General features: G+C 72.9%; 24 protein-coding genes and 1 pseudogene. 10 read left to right on the forward strand and 15 right to left on the reverse strand.

All coding sequences use genetic code 11. The annotated features are described in order from the left end of the window. Positions 1 to 220: 220 nt before the first annotated feature. Positions 221 to 448, forward strand: coding sequence for a 50S ribosomal protein L28 (rpmB, locus tag ACYVPE_RS11885; protein WP_132819321.1), 228 nt, complete (start codon positions 221 to 223; stop codon positions 446 to 448). A 129-nt stretch (positions 449 to 577) separates the two neighbouring features. Here rpmB and ACYVPE_RS11890 read toward each other — a convergent pair whose 3' ends face one another. The 3 genes from ACYVPE_RS11890 to ACYVPE_RS11900 form a co-directional block, all read right to left on the reverse strand. Then, on the reverse strand, positions 578 to 1,780 hold the full coding sequence (locus ACYVPE_RS11890) for an aminotransferase-like domain-containing protein (RefSeq protein WP_461033466.1): 1,203 nt from the start codon (positions 1,778 to 1,780) through the stop codon (positions 578 to 580). Between the two features lie 53 nt (positions 1,781 to 1,833). After that, on the reverse strand, positions 1,834 to 3,438 hold the full coding sequence (locus tag ACYVPE_RS11895; RefSeq protein ID WP_461033467.1) for an esterase/lipase family protein: 1,605 nt from the start codon (positions 3,436 to 3,438) through the stop codon (positions 1,834 to 1,836). A gap of 107 nt (positions 3,439 to 3,545) precedes the next feature. Then, complete coding sequence (locus tag ACYVPE_RS11900) at positions 3,546 to 3,743, reverse strand: hypothetical protein (protein WP_461033468.1); 198 nt, start codon at positions 3,741 to 3,743, stop codon at positions 3,546 to 3,548. 285 nt (positions 3,744 to 4,028) lie between these two features. On the opposite strand from ACYVPE_RS11900, the gene ACYVPE_RS11905 reads away from it, so the two are divergent. Together ACYVPE_RS11905 and ACYVPE_RS11910 are read left to right on the forward strand one after the other, a co-directional pair. After that, a complete protein-coding gene (locus ACYVPE_RS11905; protein ID WP_461033469.1) occupies positions 4,029 to 4,856 on the forward strand; it encodes a helix-turn-helix domain-containing protein in 828 nt (275 codons plus the stop codon). Continuing rightward, positions 4,846 to 5,052, forward strand: a complete 207-nt coding sequence (locus tag ACYVPE_RS11910; protein ID WP_461033470.1) for a DUF397 domain-containing protein — start codon at positions 4,846 to 4,848, stop codon at positions 5,050 to 5,052. Before ACYVPE_RS11905 ends, ACYVPE_RS11910 begins: the two co-directional genes overlap by 11 nt. Before the next feature lie 9 nt (positions 5,053 to 5,061). Here the strand turns inward: ACYVPE_RS11910 and ACYVPE_RS11915 are convergent, their stop codons facing one another. From ACYVPE_RS11915 to ACYVPE_RS11925, 3 genes are all read right to left on the reverse strand, one after another. Next, positions 5,062 to 5,934: an alpha/beta fold hydrolase gene (locus ACYVPE_RS11915; RefSeq protein WP_461033471.1), complete on the reverse strand. Its 873-nt coding sequence runs from the start codon at positions 5,932 to 5,934 to the stop codon at positions 5,062 to 5,064. Positions 5,935 to 5,967: 33 nt separating this feature from the next. Further along, the gene (locus ACYVPE_RS11920) at positions 5,968 to 6,432 is read right to left on the reverse strand and encodes a hypothetical protein (protein ID WP_461033472.1); all 465 of its coding nucleotides are present in this window, start codon (positions 6,430 to 6,432) and stop codon (positions 5,968 to 5,970) included. An 81-nt stretch (positions 6,433 to 6,513) separates the two neighbouring features. Further along, positions 6,514 to 7,119: a dihydrofolate reductase family protein gene (locus tag ACYVPE_RS11925; protein ID WP_461033473.1), complete on the reverse strand. Its 606-nt coding sequence runs from the start codon at positions 7,117 to 7,119 to the stop codon at positions 6,514 to 6,516. Positions 7,120 to 7,280: 161 nt separating this feature from the next. Here ACYVPE_RS11925 and ACYVPE_RS11930 point away from each other — a divergent pair, with 161 nt between their 5' ends. Genes ACYVPE_RS11930 through ACYVPE_RS11940 form a run of 3 tightly spaced genes read left to right on the forward strand, consistent with a single transcriptional unit; the run spans position 7,281 to position 11,121 of the window. Further along, the gene (locus ACYVPE_RS11930; protein WP_461033474.1) at positions 7,281 to 7,856 is read left to right on the forward strand and encodes an ArsR/SmtB family transcription factor; all 576 of its coding nucleotides are present in this window, start codon (positions 7,281 to 7,283) and stop codon (positions 7,854 to 7,856) included. Further along, positions 7,853 to 8,593, forward strand: a complete 741-nt coding sequence (locus tag ACYVPE_RS11935) for an ABC transporter ATP-binding protein (protein ID WP_461033475.1) — start codon at positions 7,853 to 7,855, stop codon at positions 8,591 to 8,593. The genes ACYVPE_RS11930 and ACYVPE_RS11935 overlap by 4 nt, the downstream gene beginning before the upstream one ends. Next, positions 8,593 to 11,121, forward strand: coding sequence for an ABC transporter permease (locus ACYVPE_RS11940; RefSeq protein WP_461033491.1), 2,529 nt, complete (start codon positions 8,593 to 8,595; stop codon positions 11,119 to 11,121). The genes ACYVPE_RS11935 and ACYVPE_RS11940 overlap by 1 nt, the downstream gene beginning before the upstream one ends. Here the strand turns inward: ACYVPE_RS11940 and ACYVPE_RS11945 are convergent. The 3 genes from ACYVPE_RS11945 to ACYVPE_RS11955 all read right to left on the reverse strand — a co-directional run bounded on the left by ACYVPE_RS11945 (position 11,114) and on the right by ACYVPE_RS11955 (position 13,489). Next, entirely contained in the window at positions 11,114 to 11,971 is an 858-nt protein-coding gene (locus ACYVPE_RS11945) for a glycoside hydrolase family 16 protein (RefSeq protein WP_461033476.1), read from the reverse strand. The genes ACYVPE_RS11940 and ACYVPE_RS11945 overlap by 8 nt on opposite strands. Positions 11,972 to 12,111: 140 nt before the next feature. Beyond that, positions 12,112 to 12,969 (reverse strand): glycoside hydrolase, encoded by an 858-nt coding sequence (locus ACYVPE_RS11950; protein ID WP_461033477.1) that lies wholly within the window; start codon positions 12,967 to 12,969, stop codon positions 12,112 to 12,114. A gap of 91 nt (positions 12,970 to 13,060) precedes the next feature. Further along, the gene (locus ACYVPE_RS11955; protein WP_461033478.1) at positions 13,061 to 13,489 is read right to left on the reverse strand and encodes a helix-turn-helix domain-containing protein; all 429 of its coding nucleotides are present in this window, start codon (positions 13,487 to 13,489) and stop codon (positions 13,061 to 13,063) included. Positions 13,490 to 13,558: 69 nt separating this feature from the next. Here ACYVPE_RS11955 and ACYVPE_RS11960 point away from each other — a divergent pair, with 69 nt between their 5' ends. Beyond that, positions 13,559 to 14,770 (forward strand): MFS transporter, encoded by a 1,212-nt coding sequence (locus ACYVPE_RS11960; RefSeq protein ID WP_461033479.1) that lies wholly within the window; start codon positions 13,559 to 13,561, stop codon positions 14,768 to 14,770. Here ACYVPE_RS11960 and ACYVPE_RS11965 read toward each other — a convergent pair. Then, positions 14,740 to 18,984, reverse strand: a complete 4,245-nt coding sequence (locus tag ACYVPE_RS11965) for an aKG-HExxH-type peptide beta-hydroxylase (protein WP_461033480.1) — start codon at positions 18,982 to 18,984, stop codon at positions 14,740 to 14,742. The genes ACYVPE_RS11960 and ACYVPE_RS11965 overlap by 31 nt on opposite strands. Before the next feature lie 120 nt (positions 18,985 to 19,104). Between ACYVPE_RS11965 and ACYVPE_RS11970 the strand changes: the two genes are divergently transcribed. Together ACYVPE_RS11970 and ACYVPE_RS11975 are read left to right on the forward strand one after the other, a co-directional pair. Continuing rightward, complete coding sequence (locus ACYVPE_RS11970) at positions 19,105 to 20,337, forward strand: KAP family P-loop NTPase fold protein (protein WP_461033481.1); 1,233 nt, start codon at positions 19,105 to 19,107, stop codon at positions 20,335 to 20,337. Positions 20,338 to 20,456: 119 nt separating this feature from the next. After that, on the forward strand, positions 20,457 to 20,657 hold the full coding sequence (locus ACYVPE_RS11975) for a hypothetical protein (RefSeq protein ID WP_461033482.1): 201 nt from the start codon (positions 20,457 to 20,459) through the stop codon (positions 20,655 to 20,657). Here the strand turns inward: ACYVPE_RS11975 and ACYVPE_RS11980 are convergent. Further along, on the reverse strand, positions 20,647 to 21,822 hold the full coding sequence (locus ACYVPE_RS11980) for a cytochrome P450 family protein (RefSeq protein ID WP_461033483.1): 1,176 nt from the start codon (positions 21,820 to 21,822) through the stop codon (positions 20,647 to 20,649). The two genes, ACYVPE_RS11975 and ACYVPE_RS11980, sit on opposite strands and share 11 nt — an antisense overlap. Positions 21,823 to 22,004: 182 nt before the next feature. Here ACYVPE_RS11980 and ACYVPE_RS11985 point away from each other — a divergent pair, with 182 nt between their 5' ends. Further along, a complete protein-coding gene (locus ACYVPE_RS11985; protein ID WP_461033484.1) occupies positions 22,005 to 22,799 on the forward strand; it encodes a VOC family protein in 795 nt (264 codons plus the stop codon). Between the two features lie 20 nt (positions 22,800 to 22,819). Here the strand turns inward: ACYVPE_RS11985 and ACYVPE_RS11990 are convergent, their stop codons facing one another. The 4 genes and pseudogenes from ACYVPE_RS11990 to ACYVPE_RS12005 form a co-directional block, all read right to left on the reverse strand. Further along, the gene (locus ACYVPE_RS11990) at positions 22,820 to 24,310 is read right to left on the reverse strand and encodes a tripartite tricarboxylate transporter permease (protein ID WP_461033485.1); all 1,491 of its coding nucleotides are present in this window, start codon (positions 24,308 to 24,310) and stop codon (positions 22,820 to 22,822) included. A gap of 55 nt (positions 24,311 to 24,365) precedes the next feature. Continuing rightward, positions 24,366 to 24,878 (reverse strand): tripartite tricarboxylate transporter TctB family protein, encoded by a 513-nt coding sequence (locus ACYVPE_RS11995; protein WP_461033486.1) that lies wholly within the window; start codon positions 24,876 to 24,878, stop codon positions 24,366 to 24,368. After that, a complete protein-coding gene (locus ACYVPE_RS12000; RefSeq protein WP_461033487.1) occupies positions 24,875 to 25,864 on the reverse strand; it encodes a tripartite tricarboxylate transporter substrate binding protein in 990 nt (329 codons plus the stop codon). Before ACYVPE_RS12000 ends, ACYVPE_RS11995 begins: the two co-directional genes overlap by 4 nt. A gap of 20 nt (positions 25,865 to 25,884) precedes the next feature. Further along, positions 25,885 to 26,306: pseudogene (locus tag ACYVPE_RS12005) on the reverse strand (hypothetical protein); the annotation flags it as partial.

Genomic DNA, 26,306 nt, shown 5'->3' on the forward strand with positions numbered 1-26,306 from the left:
CGATGGGGCGTGCCGCGAAGCGCGGGTGGCGGGTCGAGGCCGACTACGGGAGGCACCGGCTCACCACCCGCTCGCGCGTGGGGGCGGGTGCCGCGGGGCCGGACCGCCCCGGGCGGTCCGAGGCACGGTCGGGCGTGCCTTAGACTCAAGGGATGTATGCCCGCTGAGGGCTAGTTGTCGTTGCAGTACCTAGGACCGGTCCCGTACGGAGAGTAGTCGAATGTCTAACCGTTGCGATGTGTGCGCCAAGGAACCCTCCTTCGGCAACAGGGTCTCCCGCCTCGGCAAGAACGCCATCGCGCGTCGGGTCAAGGCGCGGTCCCCGCGTAAGTTCACCCCGAACATTCAGTCCGTGCGCGCGGTCGTGGACGGCACGCCGCAGCGCGTGAAGGTCTGCACCTCCTGCCTCAAGAGCGGCAAGGTGACCCGCAGGTCCCAGGCGGCCTGACCGCTCCCGGGGACTCCCAGGGACACGGAACTCCGACGCCGCGTCGATCCACCGCCCGGTTCTCCGGGCAGCGGGCCGACGCGGCGTCGTCGTTGTCTCCCTCGGACAGCCCGGGATGGCCCCGGCCGCTCAGCCCAGAGCCCGGCCCAGCCGGCGCAGTCCCTCGGCGATCTCGTCCGGGGTGTGCGTGGTGAAGGAGAGCCGCAGCGTCGTCGGATCGGCCGGGCCCGCGTAGAACGGCGCGCCCGGCACATAGGCCACGTCGTGGTCGATGGCGGTGCGCAGCAGCGCGGTGGCGTCGTGTCCTGCGGGGAGGCCGGCCCAGACGAACATGCCGCCGGCCGGCCGGTTCCAGGTGCTGCCGGGCGGCAGCGCCGCCGGCAGTCCGGCGAGCAGGGCGTCCCGGCGCTCGCGGTAGGCGGCGCGGACCCGGGTGAGGTGCGCGTCCAGATCGCTGTCGGCGAGATAGCGGGCGGCCGCGGCCTGGTCCACGGTGGAGGAGTGCAGGTCGGCGGCCTGCTTGGCGATCACGCAGGCGCGTCGTAGCGCGGCGGGGGCGCGCAGCCAGCCGAGGCGCATGCCGGGCGCCATGATCTTGGAGAAGCTGCCGAGCAGCACCGCCCGGTCCTCGACGCCGGGGTACGCGGCGAGCCACGGGGCCGACTCGCCCTCGAACCGCAGCTCGCCGTAGGGGTCGTCCTCGACGAGCCAGATCCCGTGCCGCGCCGCGGACTCCGCGACCGCGCGGCGCCGTTCGGCCGGCATGGTGCGGCCCGTGGGGTTGTGGAACGTCGGTATCAGGTACAGCAGCCTGGGCCGCTCGGCGACGATCAGCCGCTCGAGCGCCGCCGGGTCGACGCCGTCCGCGTCACAGGGCACCGGCAGCACCCGGGCGCCGGCGAAGCCGAAGCACTGGAGGGCGGCGAGGTAGGTCGGGTCCTCGACGAGCACCACGTCGCCGGGTTCGAGCAGCGCGGTGGCGAGGATGGCGAGGGCCTGCTGGGAGCCGGCGGTGATCAGCAGCTCGTCGACCTCCGTCGGCAGTCCGCGCCGGCCGAGCCGGCCCGCGACCGAGGCGCGTAGCGCCGGGTCGCCCTCGGTCGTCGCGTACTGGAGCACTTTCCGCGGCGCCTCGGCCAGCACCCGGTCGTACGCCGCGCGGATCGCCGCGGCATCGAAGAGCTCGGGCGCCGGCAGCCCGCCGGCGAACGAGATCACCTCGGGCCGCGCCGTCAGCGCCAGGATCTCCCGCACCGGCGACGCCCCTACCGCCGCCACCCGCCCGGCGAGCGGGGGGACGGGGGCGCGGGTGGCGAGCGGCGCGGGGTTCATGGGGGCAGGGTACGACTGATCGGTGTAGATGCCACCTACTTTCCGGCATGTGGTCAGGCGGGGGTGAGGCGGTCGCGGGCCTCGACGCGCAGGGCGGCGTTCGGGCCGAGGACGGACAGGGCTCGGGCGGCGCCTGGCAGCGGGATGTGGGCGACGCGGGCGACGGTGGCCCCGGCCGCGCGTTCCCAGGTCATGGCGGCCCCCGCGTCCTGTCCCGGCAGCCCGTCGGTGATCGGGTCGAAGCGCTCGGGCGGCCCCTCGACCATGCTGTTCCAGGCCGCCCAGGCGGCGATGCCGCCCTCTTCGGCGCCGGGGCGGACGTCCACGATGAGGGTGTCGGCCCACGCCGGCACCTGCTCCAGGTGGTCGGTGAGCCGCAGGCGGCCGTCGTCCTCGTCCAGCGCGAACACCCGCAGTCCGAGGGCGTAGCGGAGGCGGTCCCTGTCGAGCAGGAAGGTGCCGGCCACCGGGACGGCGACCTCGCCGTCCCCCGCCCCGCCACGGCGGCGGATCTCGTCGCCGAGCTGCACCGGGCACCAGTGGGCGGCGCTCTGCTCGGTCATCACGATGGGCAGGCCCCGGATGGTGAGGCGGGTGTCCGCCTGCCAGACGGGCGCGTCCGGGAGGTCGGCCGGCAGGCCGACCAGGTCGAGCCCGACCTGCCAGCGTCCGAAGAGGAAGCGCCGCAGGTTCTGGTAGCCCTCCTCGGAGTTGACCTCCCCGTAGGTCCCGGAGTGCGACCGGTAGACGTAGGCCCGGTGCGCGCCCCGGACGTAGGCGCGCTCGATGCGCACCAGGCCGTCGCTCTTCGGCCCGACCGGCACCCGGGAGAGGCCGTAGTCCTTGGGGTCGGTGCCGATCAGGCAGAACACGTCGTCCGGGTCGAAGGCCCGCTCCGGGAGGCGCTGCGGGTCGAAGTCGGCCGAGCGCGGCGGCAGATCACCGAAGCGTGCCCCCGGCTCCAGATAGCCGTACATCTTCTCCGGCGCGAAGATGTCGGAGCCGGCCGGGCCGAGGGTCTGCTCCGCCCAGTCAAGGACGCCGAGGCGGAAGGCGATGCCGCCGTGCGGGGTGCCGTAGGTGAAGAACCTGGCCACCAGTTCCTTCGCCGGCAGCCGGTCGCGGCCGTCCGCGTCGGGCTGGAAGCAGGTCTTCTGCATCATGCAGCGGACGACGAGCCCGCCCATCGAGTGGGCCACCAGGTACACCCTGGGCGCGCCGGTCTTCCGCCGGATCAGGCCGATCAGGTCGTAGAGCCCGGCCGCCGCCGTCTCGATGTCGAAGCCGTCGGCGGAGACCCGGCGGTGGAACCGGCCGAGCAGCCGCTCCGGCAGGCTCTCGTGCTGCGGCGCGGCGAAGGTGGTCGCGGCCTGGTCGTAGAAGCGGTACACCCAGAGCGAGGCGGGCGGCACGCCGGCGTCCGCCGCCCCGCGCAGGTAGCGCTGCTGGTCGCCCTGGACGAGCAGTTGGTACCCCTCGTCGGTCATCAGCCGCAGCAGCGGCCCCTCGAACTGGTAGAACGCCGGGTCGCCGTCGCCGCCGACGCGCACGTGGGTGGCGCCGCGGTTGAAGCCGTAGAACGGGTCGTCCACCTGGGCGTCGATGCCGGCGGTCGGCCCGGCGTATCCGCGCACGTAGACGATCGGCAGCCGATCCATGGGGCCCTCCTCGGGTGTCGCTGCCGCACCAGTCTCCGGACCGCTCGCCGCAGGCGACGGAGAAACCGCCCGGCGCCGGCCGGCGCTCACCCGGACGGGCGCCGCGGTCACACCCGTCGCCGGTACGGACGGGCCGCCTTGAGGATCGTGTTCCAGCGAACGGTCAGGCAGTCGCCCGACAGGAACTCCAGCCGCTTCGCGCCGCCGTGCAGGCTGACCAGGTCGCGCACCACGAAAGGTTGGCCGCCGATGGTGATGACGTCGCCGCGTCGCACGGTCGCCGCGTTCACGGTGATCGACTCCACCGGCCGGTAGTACTCCGTCACCGCCCCTCACCCCGCACGACCGGACAGCGATGGTGGCACTCGCACGAGCACGGCTCGAACCGGATGCCGACCTCGGGGATCGGCGGGCGCACCGCGCCCTCCCGGCACTCGTCATGCCGACGGAGACAGCAGCTCACGGACCGGTGTGAATTTTGAGTCTGTGGGGTAATCACGCCCCTACCATCGACGCATAGGCATGTCCGGACACCGTCCGGGCTGTTCCCAATTCCCCCGCGTTAACAGGGGAATTGAATGGAGGTTCGAATGGAGCTGAACCCCGACGACGACCGGCTCACCCACCGTATGGTGCTGGCCAGGCATCTCAAGCGACTCCGTAAGAAGGCGGGCCTCTCGCTGCGCGAGTTCGAGAGCAGGATCGGCTACAAGTACTCGTATCTCAGCCGTGTGGAGAACTGTCATCAGCTTCCGTCCGTCGAGTTGGCAGAGGCGCTGGACAAATTCTTCGAGACGGATGACCTGTTCGTCGAGCTCCTGAAGGCAGACGAGAACGCGGCGCTACCGGATTACGGGATGATGCTGCGCAAGGAGCAATCGGCCGTTCGCATCCAGGAGATGACCAGCACGGTCGTTCCGGGGTTGCTACAAACCGAGGAGTACGCACGCGAGTTGACCATCGTGGGATGCTCCTGGGAGTCCGAGGCGCAGATCGAGAAATGGGTGGCGGAGCGCATGCGTCGGAAGCGCATGTTCAATCGGGAGACTCCGCCGCATTACTGGGCGATCCTGGATGAAGCGGTGCTAGCCAGGCCGATCGGTGGTTCTCGGGTGATGTGCGGGCAGCTTGATCACCTGCTGCGTGTCGGCGAGAGCGTCTACACCAATGTGCAGGTGATTCCCTTCTCCTGTGGGGGGCACCCCTTGACAGGGGGCAGTGCTATGCTCGCGACGTTTCCGGACGGATCCACGATCGGCCACGTCGAAGGCGTCATGGCGGGGGAGCCAGTGATCTCGTCGGAACGGCTCCTCAAGCTGATTCGGAAATTCGACGTCGTCCGATCGATGGCTCTCTCGGAAGAGCGATCAGTTGGTGTGATTCGGCGATATTTGAAGGAGTACGAGCGTGCTTACTAGACCTATTGCTGATGCCTCCACCATCGCCACTTGGCGCAAGTCGAGCTACAGCAACGACGAGGGTGGGACGTGCGTCGAGGTGGCCGACGGCCACCCCCGCGTTGTCCCCGTCCGTGACAGCAAGAACCCGGCCGGTCCGGCCCTCGTCGTTCCCGCTGCCGCCTGGCAGGCGTTCGTGGCGGACGTGCGGGCCTGAGGGCCGTCCTCAGGCGACGGATGCCCAGAAGTCGGCGAGCGCGCCGGCCGCCTCGGCTGGGTGGCTGATGTTGGGGGAGTGGCCGGCGTCGGCGATCACCACGCGGCGGGCTCCGAGGCGGTGGGCCATGTCGTCCTGCCAGGGCACCGGCCAGGTGAGGTCTTCGCCGCCGGAGATCACCAGCGTGGGGACTCCGACCCGGGCCAGTTCGGTCACCCGGTCCGGCTCGTTGAGCAACTGCTCGCAGGTGGCGATCAGTTGCTCCGGTACGTGGTTGAGCCAGCGCCGGCGCATGAAGGAGGCGACCTCGGCGTCCTCATCGGCCGTGGTGCGCGGGTCGAGGGCCCGCATCGCCTCCCAGATGTCCGCCATGTCCATCGTGCGGAGGGCGTCGATCAACAGCCTGGTGCGGCCCTGCTGGGAGGCGTCGACGACGGCCGGGCCGACGTTCATCAGGGTCAGGGACGCCCAGGGCGGCGGGGCGGGCGAGGACAGCACCGCGGCGCGGGCGACCAGGCCGCCGAACGAGTGGCCGAGCAGGTGTACCGGGCTCGGCTCCTCGGCCGCGATGGCCGCGGCCTGGGCCAACACGTCGGCGGCCAACTCGGCCTGGGCATAGGCGGATACGTGGCGAGGTCCGTCCGTCTCGTGCTGGCCGCGCCCGTCCACGGCGAGGACACGGAAGCCGGCGGTGGCGAGGGGGGCCAGCAGCGGGATGAAGTCCTCCTTGCTCCCGGTGAACCCCGGCAGCAGCAGCGCGGCGCCCCGCCGGGGGGTGCCGGGTCCTGGCGCGGCCTCGAGCACGGCGAAGGAGCCCCGGTCCGTCGCCAACTGACGGGCCTGGGCCGCGGTGGGCAGTGCGATGTCCGTGAGCCGACTCATGTTGCGGCATCCTAGGGCGAGTTGAGGCGCGTATCAGCCCCGTTGAATCCATCCTCCGGCCCGGCCAAGGGCCCGCCAGAACCGAGTCTCCGCACGTCGTTGCTGGTGTCGGTGCGTTTCCCAACTGAGCGCGGGGCGGCCATAGGCGGCGGTGGCCAGTTCGTTGACGTCTCGTTCTATTTCACGGAGGTGGTGGCCGAGCCGTAGAATGCCGAGATTGCTTCGGCGCCACCAGAGCAGGGAGAAGCCGACGATCAGCGCCGTGACGTAGAGATTGGGCCGGTCAAGGCTCAGATTCTCCGCCGACAACAGGGCCGCTATCACCCCGGCGAATCCGGCGATCTGGGTGCGGGCCGCCACGCGTTGCTGGATCTCGTTGCGCAGCGAGTCGTATTCCCGCATCCGCAGCGCGATGATCTCCGCCGCCGTCTCGCGGGTCGCCCCCGAACGCGTCATCCCAGCCCCCCGAGCGCCGCCTTGTTCGAAAAGCTTAGCCATCCGCGGGGTCGGTGGACAGGCCCTGCGTCGCCCACGCCCGCCGGCCTGGGTGCGGGCCAGACCGGCGGACCGGGGGCGACGTCACGCGGGGGCGCCGAGCGGTGGGTACTCGAGCACGCGGGGCTTGTACTCGACCAGCTGGATGCGGCCGTCGAAGGTGCGGTGCTCGATCATCTCCAGGGCGACGTCCGGATAGCCGTCGTAGATGCGTTCCGCGCCCGTGGCCCCGGTGATCACCGGGAACATCACGACCCGGAAGCGGTCGACGAGTCCGGCTCGTAGTAGGGACCGGCACAGGCTCAGACTGCCGATCGTGCTGAGGAGCCCCGAGCCACTCGACTTCATGGCGCGGACCGCCTCGACGGCGTCGTCGCGGACGAGCGTGGAGTTGGCCCACGTCAGTGGCTCCTCGAGCGAGGAGGAGAACACCACCTTGGACGCTTGCGTGAGCTCGTCGACGGACGCCTCCTCTTCGGGCCTGAACTCGTCTTGGCCACTCGGGACCTCACCGGCGGCGAAGCCCGACATCAGGCGGTAGGTGTTCGATCCCATCAGGTAGGTGGCCGCAGGCTGCTCGCCGAGCCAGGCGAGGTACTCCGGGCCCTCGAGGCCCCAGAACCCGGGCCATCCCTCTCCCGATGCGTAGCCGTCGAGGGAGGTGATGAAGTCGACGAGAAGCTCCGACATGGCGGTGTCCTTTCCTCTGGTGTCACGAGCTCTGACCGGCCGGGAGCCACAAACTCATCGGCCGTGGCTCGGCGCGCCGAAGGCCCCGGGGGTTAACCCCACCCCCGGTCCGGGGGGTCGTCGGATCGTGCACAGCGGGGTGTGCACAGGAGTCTGTGCACATGGCGTTCACCCCCTCCTTCGACGGTCTCAAGGCCCTCGCGCATCCTCGGCGCCTCCAGATCCTGGAGCGGCTCGGGATGCACGGGCCCGCGACGTCCGCGATGCTGGCGCGGGCGTTGGGGCTCAACACGGGGGCCACCAGCTATCACCTGCGGGAGCTGGCTCGGCACGGCTTCGTGGTGGAGGAGGCGGGGGCGGGGCGCGGGCGGGAGCGGTGGTGGCGGGCCGTGTCGCGGGATCTGCGGTTTCCGCCGCGGAGCGAGCGAGACGAGCGCACGCGGGCCGTGGTGGACGAGATGAACCGGCTGGCGTACGTCGCCGACCTGCGGATGTTCGAACGGCTCCAGACGCGGCCGCCGGCCGAGGACGGCTGGCAGGACGCGTTCCCGTACTCGCGCGGCACGATCCGGCTGACGCCCGACGAGTTGCGGGAGTTCTTCGAGGCGTACATCGCGCTGCTCAACCGCTACAAGCGCCCCGCCGGCGAGACGCCGCCGGAGGCGCGGACGGTGCTCACCCGGCTGCTCGCCTTTCCCGCGCCGGACGATGACCAGACAGGAGAGACGGCGGAATGAGTGACGAGGCGACGGCGCTCCGGTTGGACGGCGTCAGCAAGGTGTACGGGCGGAACGGCTCGGCCGTCCGGGCCCTGGACGGGGTGAGCGTCGCGATACCGCGCGGCAGCTTCACCGCCGTGATGGGGCCCTCGGGCTCCGGCAAGAGCACGTTCCTGCACTGCGCGGCGGGGCTCGACCGGGTGACGTCGGGGGCGGCGTGGCTCGGGGACACCGAGCTGACGGGGCTGAGCGAGCGGCGGGCCACCGAACTGCGGCGGGAGCGCGTCGGGTTCGTGTTCCAGGCGTTCAACCTGGTGCCGGCGCTGACCGTGCGGCACAACGTGGAGCTGCCGCTGCGGCTGGCCGGGCGGCGGATCGACCGGCGGCGGGTCGACGAGGTGCTGGCGCGGGTGGGGCTGGGGGAGAAGCGGGACGTCCGGCCGGCGCAGCTCTCCGGTGGGCAGCAGCAACGCGTGGCCGTCGCCCGGGCGTTGATCAACCGGCCGGAGGTGATCTTCGGCGACGAGCCGACCGGCGCGCTGGACACGATGACCGCGCGGTCGGTGCTCGAGCTGCTGCGCGGCATCGTCCGGGACGGCGGGCAGACGGTGGTGATGGTGACCCACGATCCGGTGGCGGCCTCGTACGCCGACACCGTGCTGTTCCTCGCCGACGGGCGGCTGGTCGGGGAGCTGGCGGAGCCGACCGCGGAGCGGGTGGCGGACCGGATGACGCGGCTCGGGGCGTGGGCCTGATGCTGCGCTACGCGTTGTGGACGCTGCGGGCCCGCCGGGCCGGGTTCGCCGGGGCCTTCCTCGCGCTGTGCTGCGCCGCCGCGCTGGTGACGGCGTGCGGCGGGCTGTTGGAGACGGGGCTGCGCGGCGAGATCCGCGCCGAGCGGTACGCGGCCGCGCCGGTCGTGGTGGCGGCCGACCAGAACGTGCACCACGAGCAGCGGAAGGGCGACAAGGTCAAGCACAAGGCCAAGCCGGTGAGCGAGCGCGCCTGGCTGCCGGCCGGCACGGCGGAGGCGGTCGCGGGCGTGCCGGGCGTCGGCCGGGTGGTGCCCGAGGTGATGTTCCCGGCGGCGCTGGTCGGCGTCGGGGGCGGGCCCGAGTCGCTCGGCCACGCCTGGAGTTCGGCCGCACTGACGCCGTTCGTGATCGGGGAGGGGCGGGCGCCGGAGGCGCGCGGCGAGATCGTGCTGGACCGGGGCCTGGCGCGGCGGGCCGGGGCCGGCGTCGGAGACGTCGTGACGGTGCAGGCCACGGCCGCGCCCGCCGCGTACACCGTGGTCGGCGTGGCCGAGGGCGCGGTCGTCGAGCAGGCGGCGGTCTTCTTCGCCGAGGACGAGGCGCGGCGGCTGGCCGGGCACGAGGGCCGGGACACGGTGGTGGGCGTCGTCCCGGCGGACGGCGTCCCGGTCGACGAGTTGGCCGGCCGGCTGAGCGAGGCGCTGGCCGGCACGTCCGCTCTGGTGCGCACCGGCGGGGAGCGCGGCGAGGTCGAGTTCCTGGACGCGGCGCAGGCCCGGGTCCGGCTGGTGAGCATGGGCGGGGCGATCGGCGGCACGGGGCTGCTGGTCGCGGTGCTGGTGGTGGTCGGCACCCTGGCGCTCGCCACCCGGCAGCGGCACCGCGAGCTGGCGCTGCTGCGCGCCGTCGCCGCGACGCCGCGCCAGGTGCGGCGGCTGATCGGCCGCGAGGCGCTGGTGGTCGGCGCGGCGGCCGGGGTGCTCGGGGCGTTCGCGGGGCAGCCGCTCGGTGGCCTGCTCCACCGGCGGTTCACCGAACTCGGCACGATCCCCGAGACGTTGGCGCCGGTGCGGAGCGTCTTCCCGGCGGCGGCCGCCGTGCTGGCGACGCTGCTGGCCGCCCGGCTGGCGGCCCGGCTCGCCGGCCGGCGAGCCGCGCGGATCAGGCCGGCGGAGGCGCTGGCCGAGTCGGCGGCCGACGTGCGCCGGCCCGCCACGGGGCGGCTGCTCGCCGGCGGACTCGTCCTGGCGGGCGGGGTGGTGCTGCTGGTGGTGCTGTCGGCGTTGCGCACCGAGCCGGCGGCCACCCTCCCCCGGCCTGGCGGCCGGGAGGTGCCCCCAGTCACCTACCTCGCGGTGCTGGTGCTGTGCGTGGCGGTGGCGCTGCTCGGCCCGGTGCTGGCCAGGGCCGCGTTCGCGGCGCTCGGCGCGCCGCTGCGGCTCTCCCGGGTGTCGGGCCACCTCGCCGCGCACCACGCGTCGGCCGGGGCGACCCGGCTGGCGGCCGTGATCACGCCGCTGACGCTGCTGGTGGCGATGGCCGCGGTGATCGTGTTCGGCCAGACGACGCTGGGCGTGGCGGCCGAACGGGAGGCCAGGGACGGGGTGGTGGCCGATGCCGTGGTCACCTCGAAGGGCCTCGGCGTGCCGGGCGCGGCGGCCGACCGGCTGCGCGCGGTGCCGGGCGTGACGGCCGTCACCGAGGTGCTGCGGACGGAGGTGCGCACCCCGGGGCTCGACAGGTACCGGGCGGAGGGCGTCACGGCGGGGCCCGGGTTGGCCGAGACGCTGGATCTCGGCGTCACGGCCGGGACGTTGGCGGATCTTGACGAACGGGGCGTGGCGGTTGGCGAGTTGGTCGCGGACCACCACGGGCTGCGGCCGGGTGATCCGTTCCCGCTGGTGCTGGGCGACAACACGCCGGTGGAGTTGACCGTGGTGGCGGTCTACGAGCGGCGGCTCGGTTTCGGCGAACTGACCCTGGACCAGGGTCTTGTCGCGGCACATGTGGACAACCCGCTGGCCGACTCCGTGCTGGTGACCGGCGCCGACCACGACCGACTCGCCGCCGCCGTCGGGGAGTTCCCCGAGCTGGCGGTCGCGGACGGCGGCGCGTTCGCGGACCGGGTGGCGGCGGGCCGGCGGGCCGACGCGGAGGTCGCGTTCCTCGGCATGGGCCTGGTGCTGGCCTTCACCACCATCGCCGCCGTCAACACCCTGGCGATGGCGACCGCCGACCGGGCCCGCGAGTTCGCGCTGCTCCGGCTGATCGGAACCAGCCGGCGGCAGGTGCTGCGGATGCTGCGCCTGGAGTCGCTGGCGGTGGCGGCCACGGCGGTGCTGCTCGGCACCGGCATCGCGCTGGCCACCCTCGCCGCGCTCAGCGCCGGGATGACGGGCCGGGTCGCCCCCGCCGTGGCGCCGGCCGGCTACGTGCTGCTGGTGGCGGCGGTCGTCGGCCTGGCCCTGCTGGCCACGGCGATCCCGGCCCGGGTGGCGCTGCGGGCGGCGCCGTCGGGCGTCAACTGACCCTGGTGCGACCGATGGAGACGTTCCTGGCCCGGTAGTGGGTGTCGGTGGTGGGCCCTGAGCTCCCCGAGGGGCCCTCCATCTGGAGGTTGCAGATCAGCACCATCGGCTTGCCGACGAAGCCGGTGCCGCGGTGCGTCGCCATCCAGGTGCCGTCGAGGTAGTAGTCGATGTCCACGTCGGTGTTGTTGGCCTTGGTGATCCACACGTGGTACCTGTGCCAGGCGCCGGGCGAGGAGACCGGGACGATGGTTCGCTGCACGTCGGACTCGGTGCGCCAGGTGTTGAACCAGTTGCGGTTGTCGCCCATGAACTCCACGATGTCGCTCTCCGGCGGCCAGCTGTCGACGCCGTTCAGCCAGAACGCCGGCCAGGTTCCGGGGGCGCTCGGCACCTGGAACTCGCCGCCGACCTCGTACTCGGGGAACTGCTCGGTGACCGTGATCCGGTGCCTGGTGTGGACCGCGCCCGAGTGGTAGCGGATCGGCAGGTGGGGTTCGGAGGCGCTGGTGCCCTCGTCCTCGGCGACGCGGGTGGCGAGCAGCGTCAGCACGCCGTCGCCGGAGAGGAACACCTGGTTGTGGTCGGTGGCGCTGGCGTACATCCGGGCGCTGCCGTTGTGGTCGGGACCCCAGGGGTAGCGGTAGTTCCAGTTCGCCTCCAGGGACGGGTAGTCGGCGAACGAGTCCGGGGCGAGCACGGTCTCCCAGGTCCCGGCGGCGTGGGCCCGTCCCGCCGCGCCGAGGCTGCCGGCGGCCGTCGCGGCGGCGACGGTCGCCGCTCCGGTGAGCAGCCGGCGGCGGCTCACCCCGTTCGGTGCGGCAGGGGATCGGGCCACGCGTTCGGTCATCGTCGACCTCCAGGCGGAAGCGGCGGTGGTGATCGGAAGTGATCAACACCCACCAGATTTTCACTATAGTGAAGCCGCCTGGGTCGAGGTCAATACGCCCGCTCGGTCGTCGCCGGCGGTACGGGCGGTGCCGTCGGGCGTCAACTCACCCTGGTGCGACCGATGTAGACGTTGCGTGCCCGGTAGTAGGTGTTGGAGGTCGGGCCCGAGTTCCCCGAGGAGCCCTCCATCTGAAGGTTGTAGATCAGCCACAGCGGCTTGCCGACGAAGCCGGCGCCGCGGTGCACGGCCTTCCAGGTGTCGTCCAGGTAGTAGTGGATGTCCACGTCGGTGTTGTTGACCTTGGTGATCCACGCCCGGTACGCGTGCCAGCTGCCGGGCGAGGAGACCGGGACGATGGTGCTCGAGACGTCCGAGGAGGTACGGAAGGTGTTGAACCAGTTGCGGTTGTCGCCCTTGAACTCCAGGATGTCGCTCTCCGGCGGCCAGCTGTTGACCCCGGTCAGCCAGAACGCGGGCCAGGTGCCGGGGGCACTCGGCGCCTGGAACTCGCCCTTGACCTCGTAGTTGGGGAACTGGTTGGTGACCGTGATCTGGTGCTTGGCGTGGATCGCGCCCGAGTGGTAGCGGATCGGCAGGTGCGGGTCCGCGCCGCTGGTGCCCTCGTCCCAGTTGATGCGGGTGGCGAGCAGCGTCAGCACGCCGCCGCCGGAGAGGAAGACGTGGTTGTGGTCGGTGGCGCTGGCGTACATCCGGGCGCTGCCGTTGTGGTCCGAGCCCCAGGGGTAGCGGTAGTTCCAGTTCGCCTCCAGGGACTGGTAGCTGGCGAACGAGTCCGTGTTGAGCATGGTCTCCCAGGTCTCGGCGGCGTGGGCCTGCGTCGCCGTGCCGAGGCTGCCGGCGGCCGTCGCGGCGGCGAGGGTCGCGGCCCCGGTGAGCAGCCGGCGGCGGCTCACCCCGTCCGGCGTGGTGCGGGAACGGTCGGTGCGTTCGGTCATCGTTGACCTCCAGGCGAATGACGGTGGTGGGTGAACAGAAGCGAACAACACCTCCCAGCTTTCACCATCGTTGAGCCGTGACGGGCCCATGTCAATACGCCGGATCGGTCCTCGCGAGCAGCAGGAGGTCGAGCAGCCGGTCCAGGTCCCGCTCGGTCGGCTCGCGGCCGGTCACCGCGCCGATCGCCGTCAGTGCCGCGAGCAACCGGCCTTCCCCGCCCGGGAGTTCCGCGGCGACGGCGCGGGCGCGCTCCGTCCCGAGCAGTCGGCGGGCCGCCGCGGCGCCGGTGTCGTCCGCCGCGGCGGCGACCTCCCCGGCCTCGGCGAGCTCGACGGTGAGCCGCGCGCCGAGCGCGTCGGCCAGCCTGGTCAGCGCGGCGAGCGTCGGGTTGCCCCGCCCGTTCTCCAGGTTGGCGATGTACGGCACCGAGAGCCCGGCGTCCGCCGCCACCGAGGCGATCGTCCGCCCGGCCGCCTTCCGGCGTGCCCGCAGCTCCCGACCCAGCTCCGCGCCCTCCATCTGACCTCCTGGTCTATCTTCATCGAAAACTATTGCCGAGAACTATTCTGTGAGGATAGTTTCTCCCGGGTGAGAAACCCCGTGCTGCGCGACCCCGCCTTCCGGCTCCTGCTCACCGGCGCCGGCGTGGCCGGCCTGGGCAGCTGGCTGCTGCTCGTGGCCGTGCCCGTGTACGTCTACCAGCTCACCGGGTCGGCCACCGCCACCGGACTCGCCATCGCCGTCGAGGCGACGCCCGGGCTGCTGATCGGCCCGTGGGCCGGGGTGCTGCTCGACCGGGTGCGCCTGACCCGGGCCCTGTGGCTGGCCCAACTGGCCTGCGGCGCCGCCGTCTCCCTGATCCTCCTGGTCGACGACGCGTCCGACGTCTGGCTGATCTACCTGGCGGTGCTCGGCGAGAACGTCGCCGCCACCGTGCAGCGGCCGGCGATCCGCGCCCTCATGCCGGCCGTCGTCGGCACCGGGCAGCGCGAGTTGGCCGCCGCCAACTCCCTGGACTCACTGGTCGGCAGCCTGCTGCGGCTCGGCGCGCCGCCGCTTGGCGCGCTGCTCCTCGCCGGCCCCGGCATCGGCGCGGTGCTCGCCGTGGACGTCGCCGGCTGTCTCGTCTCGGCCCTGCTGTTCGCCCTCCTCGGCCGCCGGGTCGCCGCGCCCACCACCGCGCCGGCCGGCGGCGGGCTGCGGGCCGGCCTGACCCTGGTCGCCGCCGACCCTGCGCTGCGCGGCCCGCTCCTCGCCAACACGCTCTTCCTCACGGCCAACGCCGGTCTCACCGCGCTGCTCGTCCCGCTGCTGGTGACCCGGCTCGACGCCCCGGGACACGCCGTCGGCTACGTGATCTCCGGGCTCGGCGCCGGCTTCCTGCTCGGCGCCGCGCTCACCGGCCCCGCGCTGGCCAGGCTCGGCACCCTCCGGGTGCTGACCATCGCCAGGCTCGGCACCGGCGTCGCCTTCTTCGCCCTGGCCAACGCCCCGGCGCTGCCGGCCGCCGTGCTCGCCGGCTGCCTGGTCGGGGTGCCGGGCAGCATGCTGCTGATCACCGTCGGGACCCACCTCCAACACACCGTGCCGGCCGGCATGTTGGGCCGGGTGACGGCCCTCTTCCTGGCCGCCGACTCGGTGGCCGCCATCCTCGGCGGCCTCGCCGCCCCGGCCCTGGCCGCCGCCCTGGGCATCGGCGCCGCGCTCAACGCGCTCAGCGCGCTGGCCCTCGTCCCGGCCCTGGTGGCGGTGGCGGCAGCGGCATGGGATCAGGCGCGGAAGGCCGGGGGCGTGTCCTGATCGCCCGGCGCTCCGAGCCGAATGGCCACGGCGATGGGGTCGGGGGACGTGCCCCGAACCACGGCGGCGTGTCGGAATGGTGCGACGGCGGAGTCCAGGTTCGTGGCCGGGGGAGTGGTGCCGAAGGAGGGGCGCACGGAGCCCGCGCCGAGAGCGGGCGGGAGGTCGACGCGCCAGTTGTCCGCGAGCGCGCCGACGGTCTCCGGCGCGGCATGCGAATGAACCAACCGCCACAGGACGCGATGGGCGAAGACGGCGTCTCGCGCGAGCCCGGCGATGTCCTCGGGGACCGGCTCATCCCGCCACACTGTGGCGCTCTCCGCCGTCGCGCGTAGGAACCGGCGACCGGCCGCGGTGAGCCGGGGGTTGGTGCGCAGCGCCGCGAGGGTGTCCCAGGTCTGGATCCGCCAGTAGGCGAACTCGAACCGGGCCTGCCGACGCGCTCGGTCGTCGCCGGCCGCCCGGCTGGCACGGAGCCAGAAGTCGGTTACCCCACAGAAGGCGAACACTCCGTGGAACAGCCCCTCCAGTGGGCGTGGATCGTTCCGCCACGGGGCGTAGAACCTTTCATCCGGCGACATCACTGGCGGTTCGATCAACTCGGTCGTGTCGAGGATGGCGTTGAGCCACATGTGCCGGAACTCGTGTACCAGCGTGACCGCCAGTTGCGTCGCGTCCGGTGGCTCGGTCAGCACCACTCCGCCGAACGCCTCGCTTGAGGAGAGTGACGACGTGCCGCGGTGGGGCCGGGCCGGCTGGGGTGTCAACGAGCTCAGCGCCGTGGCGATGTCCGTCGCCTGTGCGGCGTCGAGGTCGACGAGCAGCCGCCACGCGTCCTCTGTCAACCGTCGCCAGCGGACGTCCGCCTCGGCGGAGAGCGGAGCTGGTGCGGCTGGGGGAGCGGTGTCCCGGAAGGTGTCGAGGTCGTCCAGCCGCAGGGTCAGCGACCGTGCCCCGAAGCTGGCTGTCACCTGGCGCAGGGGATGCCAGTCGGGAGACGGCCCGGTGAGGGGCACCCGCGTCGTGCCATGGCTGATCACGGCCCGGCCGTCAACCGTCGTGACGTGGGCCGAAACGGTGCCCACATCGCCCAGGCGCGCCAGGCCCAGAGTGGGAAGGAGCACCGCGCCGTCGCGCGCCGGGGCGTGCAACTCGAAGGTGAGCTTGGCCCTGATGGCGGCGGCCGAGGCGATGGCGTGCAGATGCCCCAGGTCGACCCAGAGGGGGACCGACCCTTCGTTGGTGGAGTGCAACCTGCTCAGCAGACGGCTGAGCCAGCGTCCCGTGCTCGGGTAGAGGAGGACGTCCGCGACCGCCGCCGGCGCCGCTCGGTCGGCGCGCACCAGCAACTCGCGTGCGGCCGCGAGCGGAGGCAGCGGGCCGGTCGGCCTTTCGGCCGCGGCCCTCAGTAACTCCCCCAACATCAACCGCCGGATGCCCTGCTGTTGGCGGCGCAGCGTCTCGATGTCCTGGCTCTCGGAGTAGCCGGTCGTCGGGTCGGGACGCGCGGAGTACCTGACGGACGAAGACGAATCGCCGTTCCCCGAGGCGTTCCAGCCTGTCGAGTACTCGCCCGTCGGGTCGGGACGCGCGGAGTACCTGGCGCGACGCGCGGAGTACCTGACGGACGAAGACGAATCATCGTTCCCCGAGTGGGACTGCCAGCCTGTCGAATACTCGCCCGCGGGTGAGGTGGTGCCGCCCCGGCTCAGCCAGGGCCGCGTGAACCTGGACCGTAGGCGCTCGGCCGCGGCCGCTCCCCCGGGAAGCTCCGCCGAGAGGGCGGCGTCCAGGGGTAGGTCGGCCACGCCGAGGAGGTCAGCAACGATCGGGTCGCCTTCTCGCGTCAGCAGGTCCCCTCGGTCTCGGTCTCGTCCGAACCACCCCTGCCCGCCTCGCCTCACGTAACGCAGCACGATCGCCAGGTTGTGGCGGATGGTCCACATGATGCGGTGGTCCACGTCGTAGTGTTCGCGGTTGGTTGCCAGCACGGCACGGAAGTGGTCGGCGGCGGCGTCGAGTTGGCCAAGCTGGTGGAGGACCGTGGCGAGTTCGTGTCGGCTGGCCGAGGCGCCGGGATGGCCCGGGCCGAGACGTCGCAGATATGCCTCGGTGATCTCCGCGAATCGGTCCCTGGCCTCCTCCAACCTCCCCTGGTCGCGGACCACTCGGGCGAGTTCGTGCCGGGCGATCAACGCGTCCGGATGCTCGGAGCGCCCTGTCCTCTCGTACGCCATGACGATCGTGATCCCGATCTCTTCGGCCTCGTCGAGCCGGCCGCCGTCGCGCAGCGCTCGGACCAGCAGGGTGCCGATGCTCAACAGCTGGGGGTGGGCACTCTCGTAGCGCCGCCGCGCTTCCTGCCAGATCTCCTCCAACTCGGCGATGGCCTGCGCGAGCCGCCCCCGCAGGTGCAGGACCGAGGCCATGCTGTAGCGGGTGCGCAGCAGGGCATGATGGTCTCGCGGGTCGCGCCGCCGCATCGCGAGCACGTCGCGTAGTTCGGCCTCCGCGGTCGCGAGGTCCCCGAGTTCGCTCAGGACTCGGGCCCGGCCGCCACGAGCCGACTGAATGATGCGGTGTTCGGCCGGCACGACCATTCCGGCGCACTGGGCGACGGAGAGGTATTCGGCCTCGGCTTCGCGCAGCCTGCCTGCGTGGTGCAGGGTGTACGCCAGCGCGAGGCGGCCGTCGAGGGTGGCCGGGTGCTCGGCGCCGAGGCGGTTCCGCCGAACGTCGACCACCGCGCGCAGGTCGTGCTCGGCCTCGGCGTAGAGACCGAGCCCGTGGCGGTACTGGCCGGCACGCAGCGCGGGTTGGGTCGCCGCGATGACGTGTTCCGGCGGAACGTCCGCGTTCTCACCGGAGCTCAGGGCCTGGATCGGCGCGGCGCAGTGGGGTGCCAGCAGGCGCCAGCGCGCCCAGTCGGCGCGGTCCTCCGGGGCGATCAGCGGGGTGACGGCCCTGTTCACCAGTTCCGTCAGTGGCACGAGCAGATCCGGCAGGAGGTGGTGGTAGCCCGTCTGGGCCCGGTTGCTGGCTCTGACCAGCGGATGGACGTCGATGCTGCGCCGAAGTTCGGTGTCGTCGGCACCCGAGCCGTCGGATTCTGAGCCGTCGATGGGCATCGTCTCCAGCTTGATGAGCCGAAGCCCGAACAGCCCTCCGAGGGCGTCGCCGAGCTGCGAACGACTCGTGCCCGCCTCGAACAGCCCGCTCGCCAGCAGCACGTCCGGGTCGAGTAGGGAGAGCGGGATCGGAGCCTGCCCAAGGCTGGAGAGCAGCCACAGGAGTGTCTGGGCCGCGTCGTGCCCCTGGCGTTTCAGCAGGTCGAGCGAGAGCTGCCAGGTGGTGGGAATGGCCCGGCGCCGCCGTTCGTCATTCCCGAGGAGGGAGTCCCGGTCGGCGGCCAGTTCGTGGAGCCGCTGGTCGACGCTGTCGCGGTAGGCCGCGAACGTCCCGGGCGTGTCCGGGCTCGGCCACACCTCCTCGGCCGCGCGGGCCAGATACCAGCCCGCGAGCTCCAGGGCCAACGGCAGGCCGCCCAGGTGCCGCGCCAGTTCGCCGGCCGCGCGCTCGTCGCCAGCCTTCGGAGCCAGGTCCAGCAGCACCCGGGCGGCGTCGTCGACGTCCAGGACGTCCATCGCCTCGATGTGCGCCCAGGGTGCCCACTGCTCCTGGCGCGACTCGCGGCTGGTGATCAGGATCGTCCCCCGGGACGGTCCGGGGTGGCGCAGCCATCCCACGGCCTGCGCGAGGTGCCGGTCCGGCGTCCGCAGGACCGCCGGGTCGTCGACGTTGTCCAGCACCAGCAGCCAGGGGTCGACGAGGTCGTCGAGGTGCCGCCACAACACGTCGGCCGGATGGCCGCGGCCGAACTCCCCTTCTTGGGCGCCGGCCTGGTACGCCACCGCCTGCAGCGCCGCGGAGAGCCCGTGGCGGTCGCCGGCGGAGACCCACCAGACGTGCCGCATCGCGGCGGAGAGTCGGTGCGCGACCTCCAGCGCGACGGTGGTCTTGCCGCATCCTCCGAGCCCGGAGAGCACCCACACGCCCGGCACGTTGTCGTCGCCCCGGACACGCTGTCCGATGGCGCCCGTGACCGCCGCCAACACCCGGTCGCGGCCGCGTAACCGGTCGGGCTGCACGGGGCGCCGGGGCAGGGCCAGGGGCGGGAAGGGGCTCTCCCCCATCGATCTCAGACGCGCCGACACGGACCCACCCCCGCTCGTCTCCTGGTCGAGTATGCCGGAAGTCGGCCGTCCGCCGTCGGTCCTCTGCCACAATCGCGGGGAATTCCCGGCGACTTGGGACCTCGAAGAAGGAGGCGATCGATGCGCCCGGCCCGGCCCCCGCTCACCGACAACCCGGTCGCCGGGCTCGGCGACGACGAGTACGGCTTCCGGCCGTACGTGGAGGTGCTGGCGAGCACGGTCGAGGCGGCGCGGCCGCTCCCGCTGACCGTGGGCGTCTTCGGGCCCTGGGGCTCGGGCAAGTCGAGCTTCCTCCGGATGTGGCAGGACCTCCTCGGGCCCGAGGCGCACTCGGTGTGGATCAATCCGTGGAAGTACGCTCAGAAGCACGAGGTGTGGAGCGCGGTGATCACCTCGGTGCTCGCCGAGATCCAGCGGAACGAGCGCACCAGGGGCAAGGCACTGCGGCTCGCCCGTTCCATCGCCTGGCTCACGGTGCGGGGCGCGCTCGGCCAGGCTGGCGCGCTGGCCACCGGTGGCCTGCTCGACAGGGAGACGACCGAGTCGGCGCTCGACCGACTGGCGGAGAGCGACGCCGAGTTCCACCGGCACGTCAACGTCTTCGAGCAGGACTTCGCCGAGGCCGTCGGCGAGTTCGTCGGGGACGACGGCCGGTTGGTCGTCTTCATCGACGACCTGGACCGCTGCGCCCCGGAGACCGCGGTCACCGTGCTGGAGTCCCTCAAGCTGTTCACCGGCGACTCGCGGTGCGTCTTCGTGTTGGCGATGGACTACGACCTACTGTCGGCCGTGGCCGCCCGGAAGTTCGGCGAGCGAGCGCCGGCGGACGGCGCGGCCTACCTGGAGAAGATCGTTCAACTGCCGTTCTTCCTCCCGGAGGTGCACGACTCCGTCCTCCGCGAATCCCTCGCCGGCCACGTCCACCCCGCACTCGCCGCCGATGATCCCTTCTGGTGGCTGATCCGGGTCGGCCTCGGCGCGAGTCCGCGCAAGGTCAAGCGGTTCGTGAGCGTGCTCAATCTGACGGCAGCCGTGCTGGAACGGACCGGCGGGGCTCCGCTCGACCGCGAGGCCCTGCTGAGGCTGGCCGAACTGCTGATCCTGCGGAGCGAACACCGTGGCTTCTACGCCCGGTTGGTCGACGAGCCCGACCTGTGGCAACGGCTCAAGGCCGTCGCCTGGCGGCGCGCCCAGCCGAATCCGTCGCTCGGCGGGCTCCAGGACGACGAGGCCTTGATGCGGTTGCTCGCCCTCGGTTCCGACGTCGACCTCGTCGACTTCTCGACGGCCCCCGACGCCCAGCTGGTGCTGCGCATGATCGCCACCGTGCGCACGACGGCCCCGTCACCGTAGCCGCGCTGGCCGTGCATCCGAGAGCCGTCGTGCGCCGGCGATCAGAGGGGGCGGATCGCGGGTATCTCTCTCCTGCCGGCTTGTCGCCGCACCGCACGCGGAGAGGGAGGGGGCTGCGCATGAGGGGGGTCGAATGGGGCGGTACTCAGGAGACGCCGGAGCTCGACCGGCTGTCGCCTGCGCAGCAGATGGGGATCGCCTGCGTGCGCTGCGGCCGGCGGCTCGGGGCCTCGGGGCGGCGGGTGGGGACGCTGCGGGACCGGTGGGGGCACTCGTTCGTGCTGTGGATCTGCGCGCCGCACTGCCCGCTCAGGCGGTGAGCGGTCGGTCCTGGTGGAGCGGCAGGGCGGCCAGCGCGTGGGAGCGGAAGCTGGTGCGCCAGCGCGCCGCCTCGGCGGCCGGGCGCGGGAACCCGGGGAGCAGGGTGGTCAGCGTGATCTCGAGCTCCAGGCGGGCCAGCGGGGCGCCGAGGCAGTAGTGCATGCCGTGGCCGAGCGCGAGTTGGGGCGCGTGGTCGGTGCGGCGGACGTCGAACGTCTCGGGGTCGGCGTAGCGTGCCGGGTCGCGGTTGGCGGAGGCCAGGCAGAGCAGCACGGTGTCGCCGGCCGGCACCTCGGTGCCTGCGATGTCCAGGTCCTCGGTGGCGAAGCGGCGGATGGCCATCAGGTTGGGGTGCGCGTAGCGCAGGAGCTCCTCGACGGCGCCCGGCACCAGGGTCGGTTCTGCCTGGAGGGCGGCCACCTGGTAGGGGTGCCGGGACAGCGCCAACAGGCCGGCCGAGATGGTGTGTTGCACGTTCTCGATGCCGGCGCCCAGGATCAGGAAGGCGAGCGAGACGAGCTCGTCCTCGGAGAGCCGGTCGCCCTCGTCGCGGGCCGCGATCAGCGCGGAGAGCGGGTCGTCGCCCGGCGCCGCCCGGCGGGCCGCGACCAGTTCGGTGAGATAGCGGTAGATGGCGGCGATCGCGGCCGCCGTGGCCTGCCGGCCGGTGGGCGCGATCACGGTTCCGACCCACTCGGCGAACGGCGCCCGGTCGGCCTCGGGCAGCGCGAACAGGTCGCTGATCACGGCGAGCGGCAGCGGGGTGGCGAACTCGGCGACCAGATCCTCGCGCAGCGCGCCGGCCAGCCGCTCGGCGGTGGCGCTGATCGACGGGCGCAGCGCCGCCACCTGGCGCGGCGTGAAGCCCTGCGAGACCAGCCGGCGGAGCCGCAGATGGTCGGCCGGGTCGATGTTCAGCAGGTTGCGGTCCAGCGCGGGCGGCAGCGAGAAACCGGCGTAACCGGTGGTGGAGTGCCGCTTGTTGACGGAGAGCCGGTCGTCCGAGAGCAGCGGGCGCACCTCGGCGTCCCGGGTGACGATCCAGGCCGGGGTGCCGTCCGGCAGCGCGACGTGGTGCACGGGCGCGGCCTCGCGCAGCCGCGCCAGCGTGCCGTACGGGTCACGGACGAAGTCGTCGGTGAAGGGGGTCAGGGGGGTCGCCATCGACATGAGAGGAATTCTCGCTCCTGCGCTCGGCGCCGCATTCCGAGGTGATCCCGGGGGCGTTCTCGCTGGTGGTGGGCGGGCCGGCGGCTCGCCGTGCCGATTGTCCTCCCGCTGGTTAGCGTGGAGGAAGGGGCCCGAGTGACAGGAGAGAGATCTGGGGGAGAGGGGAAGAGAAGGACATGACTGCCTACCCCGAGGGCGCGCCCTGCTGGGCTGACGTGACCCTGCCCGACCTGGAGGCCGGCAAGCGCTTCTACGGCGGGCTCTTCGGCTGGACGTTCGAGACCGCCGCCAAGGAACACGGTGGGTACACGCAGGCCTACTCGGACGGCAAGGCCGTCGGCGCGCTGGCGCCGCAGATGCCGGGGCAGAACGACGTGCCGCCGGCCTGGACCGTCTACTTCGAGTCGCCCGACGTCTCCGCCACGGCCGGCAAGGTCCGGCAGCACGGCGGCGAGACGCTGATGGGGCCGATGGAGGTCGACCCGTTCGGCAGCCTGCTGATCGCCCGCGACCCGGCCGGCGTGCTGTTCGGCGTGTGGCAGGAGGGCACCCACCACGGCTTCGGGAAGCGCGACGCGCCGAACTCCTTCTGCTGGGCCGAGGTCCACACCAGGGACGCGGCCAGGACCGACGAGTTCTTCACGTCCGTCTTCCCGCTCGACGCCAAGCTGATGGAGGGCTCGCCCGAGATGGACTACGCGGTCTGGATGATCCACGGCGAACCCCGGGCCGGCCGCTACCTGATCCCGGGCGACGCCCCGGCCGAGCTCGGCCCGCACACCGAGACGTACTTCGCGGTGGCGGACTGCGACGAGGCGGTGGCGAACCTCCAGCGCCTCGACGGCCGGCTGATCAGGGGCCCGATGGACAGCCCCTACGGCCGCTTCGCCGCGGTCGCCGACCCGCAGGGCGCCACGTTCGCGCTGATCGACCCCTCGACCACGACCGGCGAGCCGCCCGGCACGGTCTGAGGACCGGTGGGGCGGGGGCGTCAGCCCTCGCCCTCCACCATCGGCACCTCGCGGCGGCGTAGCACGACCCCGAGCAGCACGGTCCCCAGCGCCGCGCCCGCGAAGCCGAGGAAGATCGGGCTCTCCAGCAGCACCGTCAGGTCGAGCGCCACGGTCTGCTGGAGGGCCAGTTCGAGCCGTGGCCCGAGGATGAAGCCCATCACCAGCGGCGCGATCGGCAGCCCCCAGGTCGCCATCCCCCAGCCGACGAGGCCGAAGACCAGGCAGGTCCAGACGTCGAAGACGCTCGACCGGTCGGTGTAGGCGCCGACCAGGCAGGAGGCGACCACGATCGGCGCCAGCACGCCGTAGGGGATGCGGGCGATGCGCACCCACAGGCCGACCAGCGGCAGGTTGAGGATCAGCAGGATGACGTTGGCGACGAAGAAGCTGGCGATGATCGCGGCCGTCAGGTCCGCGTCCGCGGTGAACATCGTCGGCCCCGGCACCACGCCGTAGACCAGCAGCGCGGCCAGGATCAGCGCCATCGTCGGCCCGGTGGGGATGCCGAGCGCGAAGAGCGGCATGAACCCTGACATCGCCGAGGCGTTGTTGGCCGCCTCGGGACCGCCGATGCCCTCGATCGCGCCGTTCCCGAACCGCCGGTCGCCCCTGCGCTCGCCGCGCCGCCGCTCGTAGGCGTAGCTCAGGAACGAGGTGATGGAGGGCAGCAGGCCGGGTATCAGGCCGAGGAAGAAGCCGATCACGGTGCCGCGGGCGCCGGAGGCGGTGCCGCGCCTGAGCTCGTCCCGGTTGGGCAGGATCCGGCCGATGGGCTGGGCGGAGAGCCGCGGGGTGCCGCCGCGCAGCGTGCTCAGCACCTCGCCGAGCCCGAAGAGGCCGATCATCACCGGCACCACGTTCAGCCCCTGCATCAGGTCGGGCGAGCCGAACGTCAACCTGGCCTCGCCGGTGGACTGGTTGAGCCCGACCGAGGCCAGGATCATGCCGAGCACGCCCATGCCGATGCCGCGGGCCACCCGTCCTGAGGAGAGGCCGGCGATCGCCAACAGGCTGAACAGCAGCAGGCCGAGCATCTCGGGCGGGCCGAAGTCCAGCGCGAACCTGGCCAGATGGGGGCCGATCAGGATCAGCCCCACGGTGCCCGCGATGCCGGCGATGAACGACACGATCGCCGCGGTGGCGAGCGCCGCGCCGGCCCGGCCCTGCCGGGTGAGGGCGTATCCCTCGATCGCCGCCGGCACGGACGACACCTCGCCCGGGATGTTGAGCAGGATGGCGCTGGTCGAACCGCCGTACATGGCGCCGTAGTAGATGGCGGCGAGCACGATGATGCCGGCGGCCGGGTCGAGGTAGGTGGTGAGCGGGAAGAGGATGGCGATCGCCGAGACCGGGCCGAGGCCCGGCAGCATCCCGACCAGGGTGCCGGCCAGGCAGCCGAGGAAGGCGAGGAGCAGCACGTCGGGGCGGAGGACGTCGGCGAAGCCGCCGAGTACGTCGGAGAAGCCCATGCGCACCTCCTTTCGGGGGATGTGGGGGCCTCGCGGGGGGCGTGGCAGAGGGGGATCAGTAGCGGAAGGGGCCGTGCGGGAGGGAGATGCCGACCGTCGCGAAGAAGGCGACGAAGGCGGCGTCGAGCAGCGCGGCGTAGGCCAGCGAGCGGAGCCAGCCGTAGCCGGCGACGGCCCTGAGGTAGAGGAGGAGGAACGCGCCGTTGGTGGCGGCGAAGCCGATCCAGGGCAGCGCGATGATGTAGCCGGCGATCAGCGCCAGGCAGGCGGTGAGGCGGAACACGACCGGCCCGTCGGTTTCTTGCTCGCCTTCCTCGGTGCTCTCGGCCGGCACGCCGGCGGCCCACTCCCGCCGCGCCGCCAGCACCGTGGTGACCAGCGAGATGGCGCCGAGGGCCGTCAGGTACCAGCCGGAGACGGTGGCCGCCTCGCCCGCGTCCGCGTCGAGCGCGCCGCGCAGCCCCTCCTGGACGGCGAGCGCGGCGACGATCGACAGCACGACGGTGACCGGCAGGGCCGGCCTGGCGGTGAGCCGGCGTGCCGCTGTGCGGAGCCGGTCGCCGCTCATCCCGCGTCCCCGAGCCGGGCGTCGAGCTCGGCGAACAAACCGGCCTCCTCGTCCGCCGCCTGGGCCGTCGCGTCCCCGTCGCGGACATCGGGGATCATGCCGATGGACGCCAGCGTCTCGCCGAACTCCGGGTCCTCGCCGATCCTGGTCAGCGCCTCGCCGAGCCGGTCGGCGACCGGGTCAGGCAGCCCGCTGGGTCCCGAGAGGCCGACCCAGAACTGGACGTCGAGTTCGGAGAGCCCCAGGTCGCCGGTGAGCGGCACGTCGGGCAGCCGCTCCAGCGGCTCGGCGCCGGTGGAGGCGAGCACCCGCAGGTCGCCGCTGCCGGCGAGCGCGAAGGTCGCGCTGGCGCCGCCGGCGCCGAAGTCGATGTCGCCGGCGGCCACCGCCTGCATCACGTCGCCGCTGCCCTGGAACGGCACCCGGCGCACCTCGGCCGGGTCGACGCCGGCCGCCTCCAGGAACTGGAGGGTGGCGTAGTCGCTGGTGGAGGTGCCGCCGATCCAGCCGACCGAGAAGCCGCCGGGGTTGGCGCGCGCCGCCTCGACGACGTCCTGGAGGTCGGCGTACTCGGAGTCGCCCGGGACGGCGTAGACGTGCGCGCCGCTCGCCGCCCGGCCGACGAAGGCGCGGTCCTGCCAGTCGTACGGCACGTCGGGCAGCAGCGACTGCAACGAGCTGGAGCCGGCGCCGTCGGCGAGCAGCGTGTAGCCGTCGGCGCCGGCGGAGCGGACGGTGTTGACGGCGGTGATCTGGTTGGCGCCCGGCTGGTTGACGACGTTGACCGGTACGCCGAGGTCGTCGGAGAGCGCGGTGGCGACGGCGCGCGCCGCGATGTCGGTGGCGCCGCCGGCCGCGAACGGCACGATCAGGTCGATGGCCCGGCTCGGATAGTCGGCGGCCGCGGCGTCGTCCTGCGGCGCGCAGGCGGTGCCGGCCAGGGCGGTGGCGGCGAGGACGGCGAGGGCCGGTCTGAGGAGTCGCATGGTGGTGGTGCCCTTCTGCGCTACCGCTGTGTGCGGTGGGGACGTTGCGTGGCGCCAGCGGCGCCAGCGGCGCCGTTGGCGCCGGCGAAGCCGGCCCGCGCGACGCCGGCGGCCACGGCGCCTGCGGCGCCTGCGGCCTTGGCGTGGCGCGCGGCGGTGGCCGCCGCGCGTGCGGCGTGGGGTGCGGCCCCTGTGGCGGTGCGGGCCGTGGTGGTGGTCATCGCGCCCGCCCGCCGGGCGCGTTGGGCGTCCGGGCGCCCGCCGCCGGCGTAGTGGCGGCGCCAGGGGCGCCGGATGTCGCGCCGGTCGTCGGCGGCACCGGCCGCCTGGTTGGCCGGGCCGGCGCGGGCGTCACGAATGCCTCCGGGCCTGGTTGGGCGGGGTGCCGGCCGGCAGGCCTGCGGCGCCAGCCGTGCCCGCGCCCGCGCCCGGCCCCGCGCCC

This window comes from Streptomyces mayteni (genome assembly GCF_054783955.1).

Excerpts from the sequence above, each read along its gene's own strand:
- ACYVPE_RS11985 (WP_461033484.1), top strand. The coding sequence starts at position 22,005 with ATGACTGCCTACCCCGAGGGCGCGCCCTGCTGGGCTGACGTGACCCTG.
- ACYVPE_RS11945 (WP_461033476.1), bottom strand. The coding sequence starts at position 11,971 with ATGACCGAACGCGTGGCCCGATCCCCTGCCGCACCGAACGGGGTGAGC.
- rpmB (WP_132819321.1), top strand. The coding sequence starts at position 221 with ATGTCTAACCGTTGCGATGTGTGCGCCAAGGAACCCTCCTTCGGCAAC.
- ACYVPE_RS11930 (WP_461033474.1), top strand. The coding sequence starts at position 7,281 with ATGGCGTTCACCCCCTCCTTCGACGGTCTCAAGGCCCTCGCGCATCCT.
- ACYVPE_RS11890 (WP_461033466.1), bottom strand. The coding sequence starts at position 1,780 with ATGAACCCCGCGCCGCTCGCCACCCGCGCCCCCGTCCCCCCGCTCGCC.
- ACYVPE_RS11920 (WP_461033472.1), bottom strand. The coding sequence starts at position 6,432 with ATGGCTAAGCTTTTCGAACAAGGCGGCGCTCGGGGGGCTGGGATGACG.
- ACYVPE_RS11975 (WP_461033482.1), top strand. The coding sequence starts at position 20,457 with ATGAGGGGGGTCGAATGGGGCGGTACTCAGGAGACGCCGGAGCTCGAC.
- ACYVPE_RS11955 (WP_461033478.1), bottom strand. The coding sequence starts at position 13,489 with ATGGAGGGCGCGGAGCTGGGTCGGGAGCTGCGGGCACGCCGGAAGGCG.
- ACYVPE_RS11935 (WP_461033475.1), top strand. The coding sequence starts at position 7,853 with ATGAGTGACGAGGCGACGGCGCTCCGGTTGGACGGCGTCAGCAAGGTG.
- ACYVPE_RS11970 (WP_461033481.1), top strand. The coding sequence starts at position 19,105 with ATGCGCCCGGCCCGGCCCCCGCTCACCGACAACCCGGTCGCCGGGCTC.
- ACYVPE_RS11940 (WP_461033491.1), top strand. The coding sequence starts at position 8,593 with ATGCTGCGCTACGCGTTGTGGACGCTGCGGGCCCGCCGGGCCGGGTTC.
- ACYVPE_RS11995 (WP_461033486.1), bottom strand. The coding sequence starts at position 24,878 with ATGAGCGGCGACCGGCTCCGCACAGCGGCACGCCGGCTCACCGCCAGG.
- ACYVPE_RS11915 (WP_461033471.1), bottom strand. The coding sequence starts at position 5,934 with ATGAGTCGGCTCACGGACATCGCACTGCCCACCGCGGCCCAGGCCCGT.
- ACYVPE_RS11950 (WP_461033477.1), bottom strand. The coding sequence starts at position 12,969 with ATGACCGAACGCACCGACCGTTCCCGCACCACGCCGGACGGGGTGAGC.
- ACYVPE_RS12000 (WP_461033487.1), bottom strand. The coding sequence starts at position 25,864 with ATGCGACTCCTCAGACCGGCCCTCGCCGTCCTCGCCGCCACCGCCCTG.
- ACYVPE_RS11925 (WP_461033473.1), bottom strand. The coding sequence starts at position 7,119 with ATGTCGGAGCTTCTCGTCGACTTCATCACCTCCCTCGACGGCTACGCA.
- ACYVPE_RS11905 (WP_461033469.1), top strand. The coding sequence starts at position 4,029 with ATGGAGCTGAACCCCGACGACGACCGGCTCACCCACCGTATGGTGCTG.
- ACYVPE_RS11980 (WP_461033483.1), bottom strand. The coding sequence starts at position 21,822 with ATGGCGACCCCCCTGACCCCCTTCACCGACGACTTCGTCCGTGACCCG.
- ACYVPE_RS11990 (WP_461033485.1), bottom strand. The coding sequence starts at position 24,310 with ATGGGCTTCTCCGACGTACTCGGCGGCTTCGCCGACGTCCTCCGCCCC.
- ACYVPE_RS11895 (WP_461033467.1), bottom strand. The coding sequence starts at position 3,438 with ATGGATCGGCTGCCGATCGTCTACGTGCGCGGATACGCCGGGCCGACC.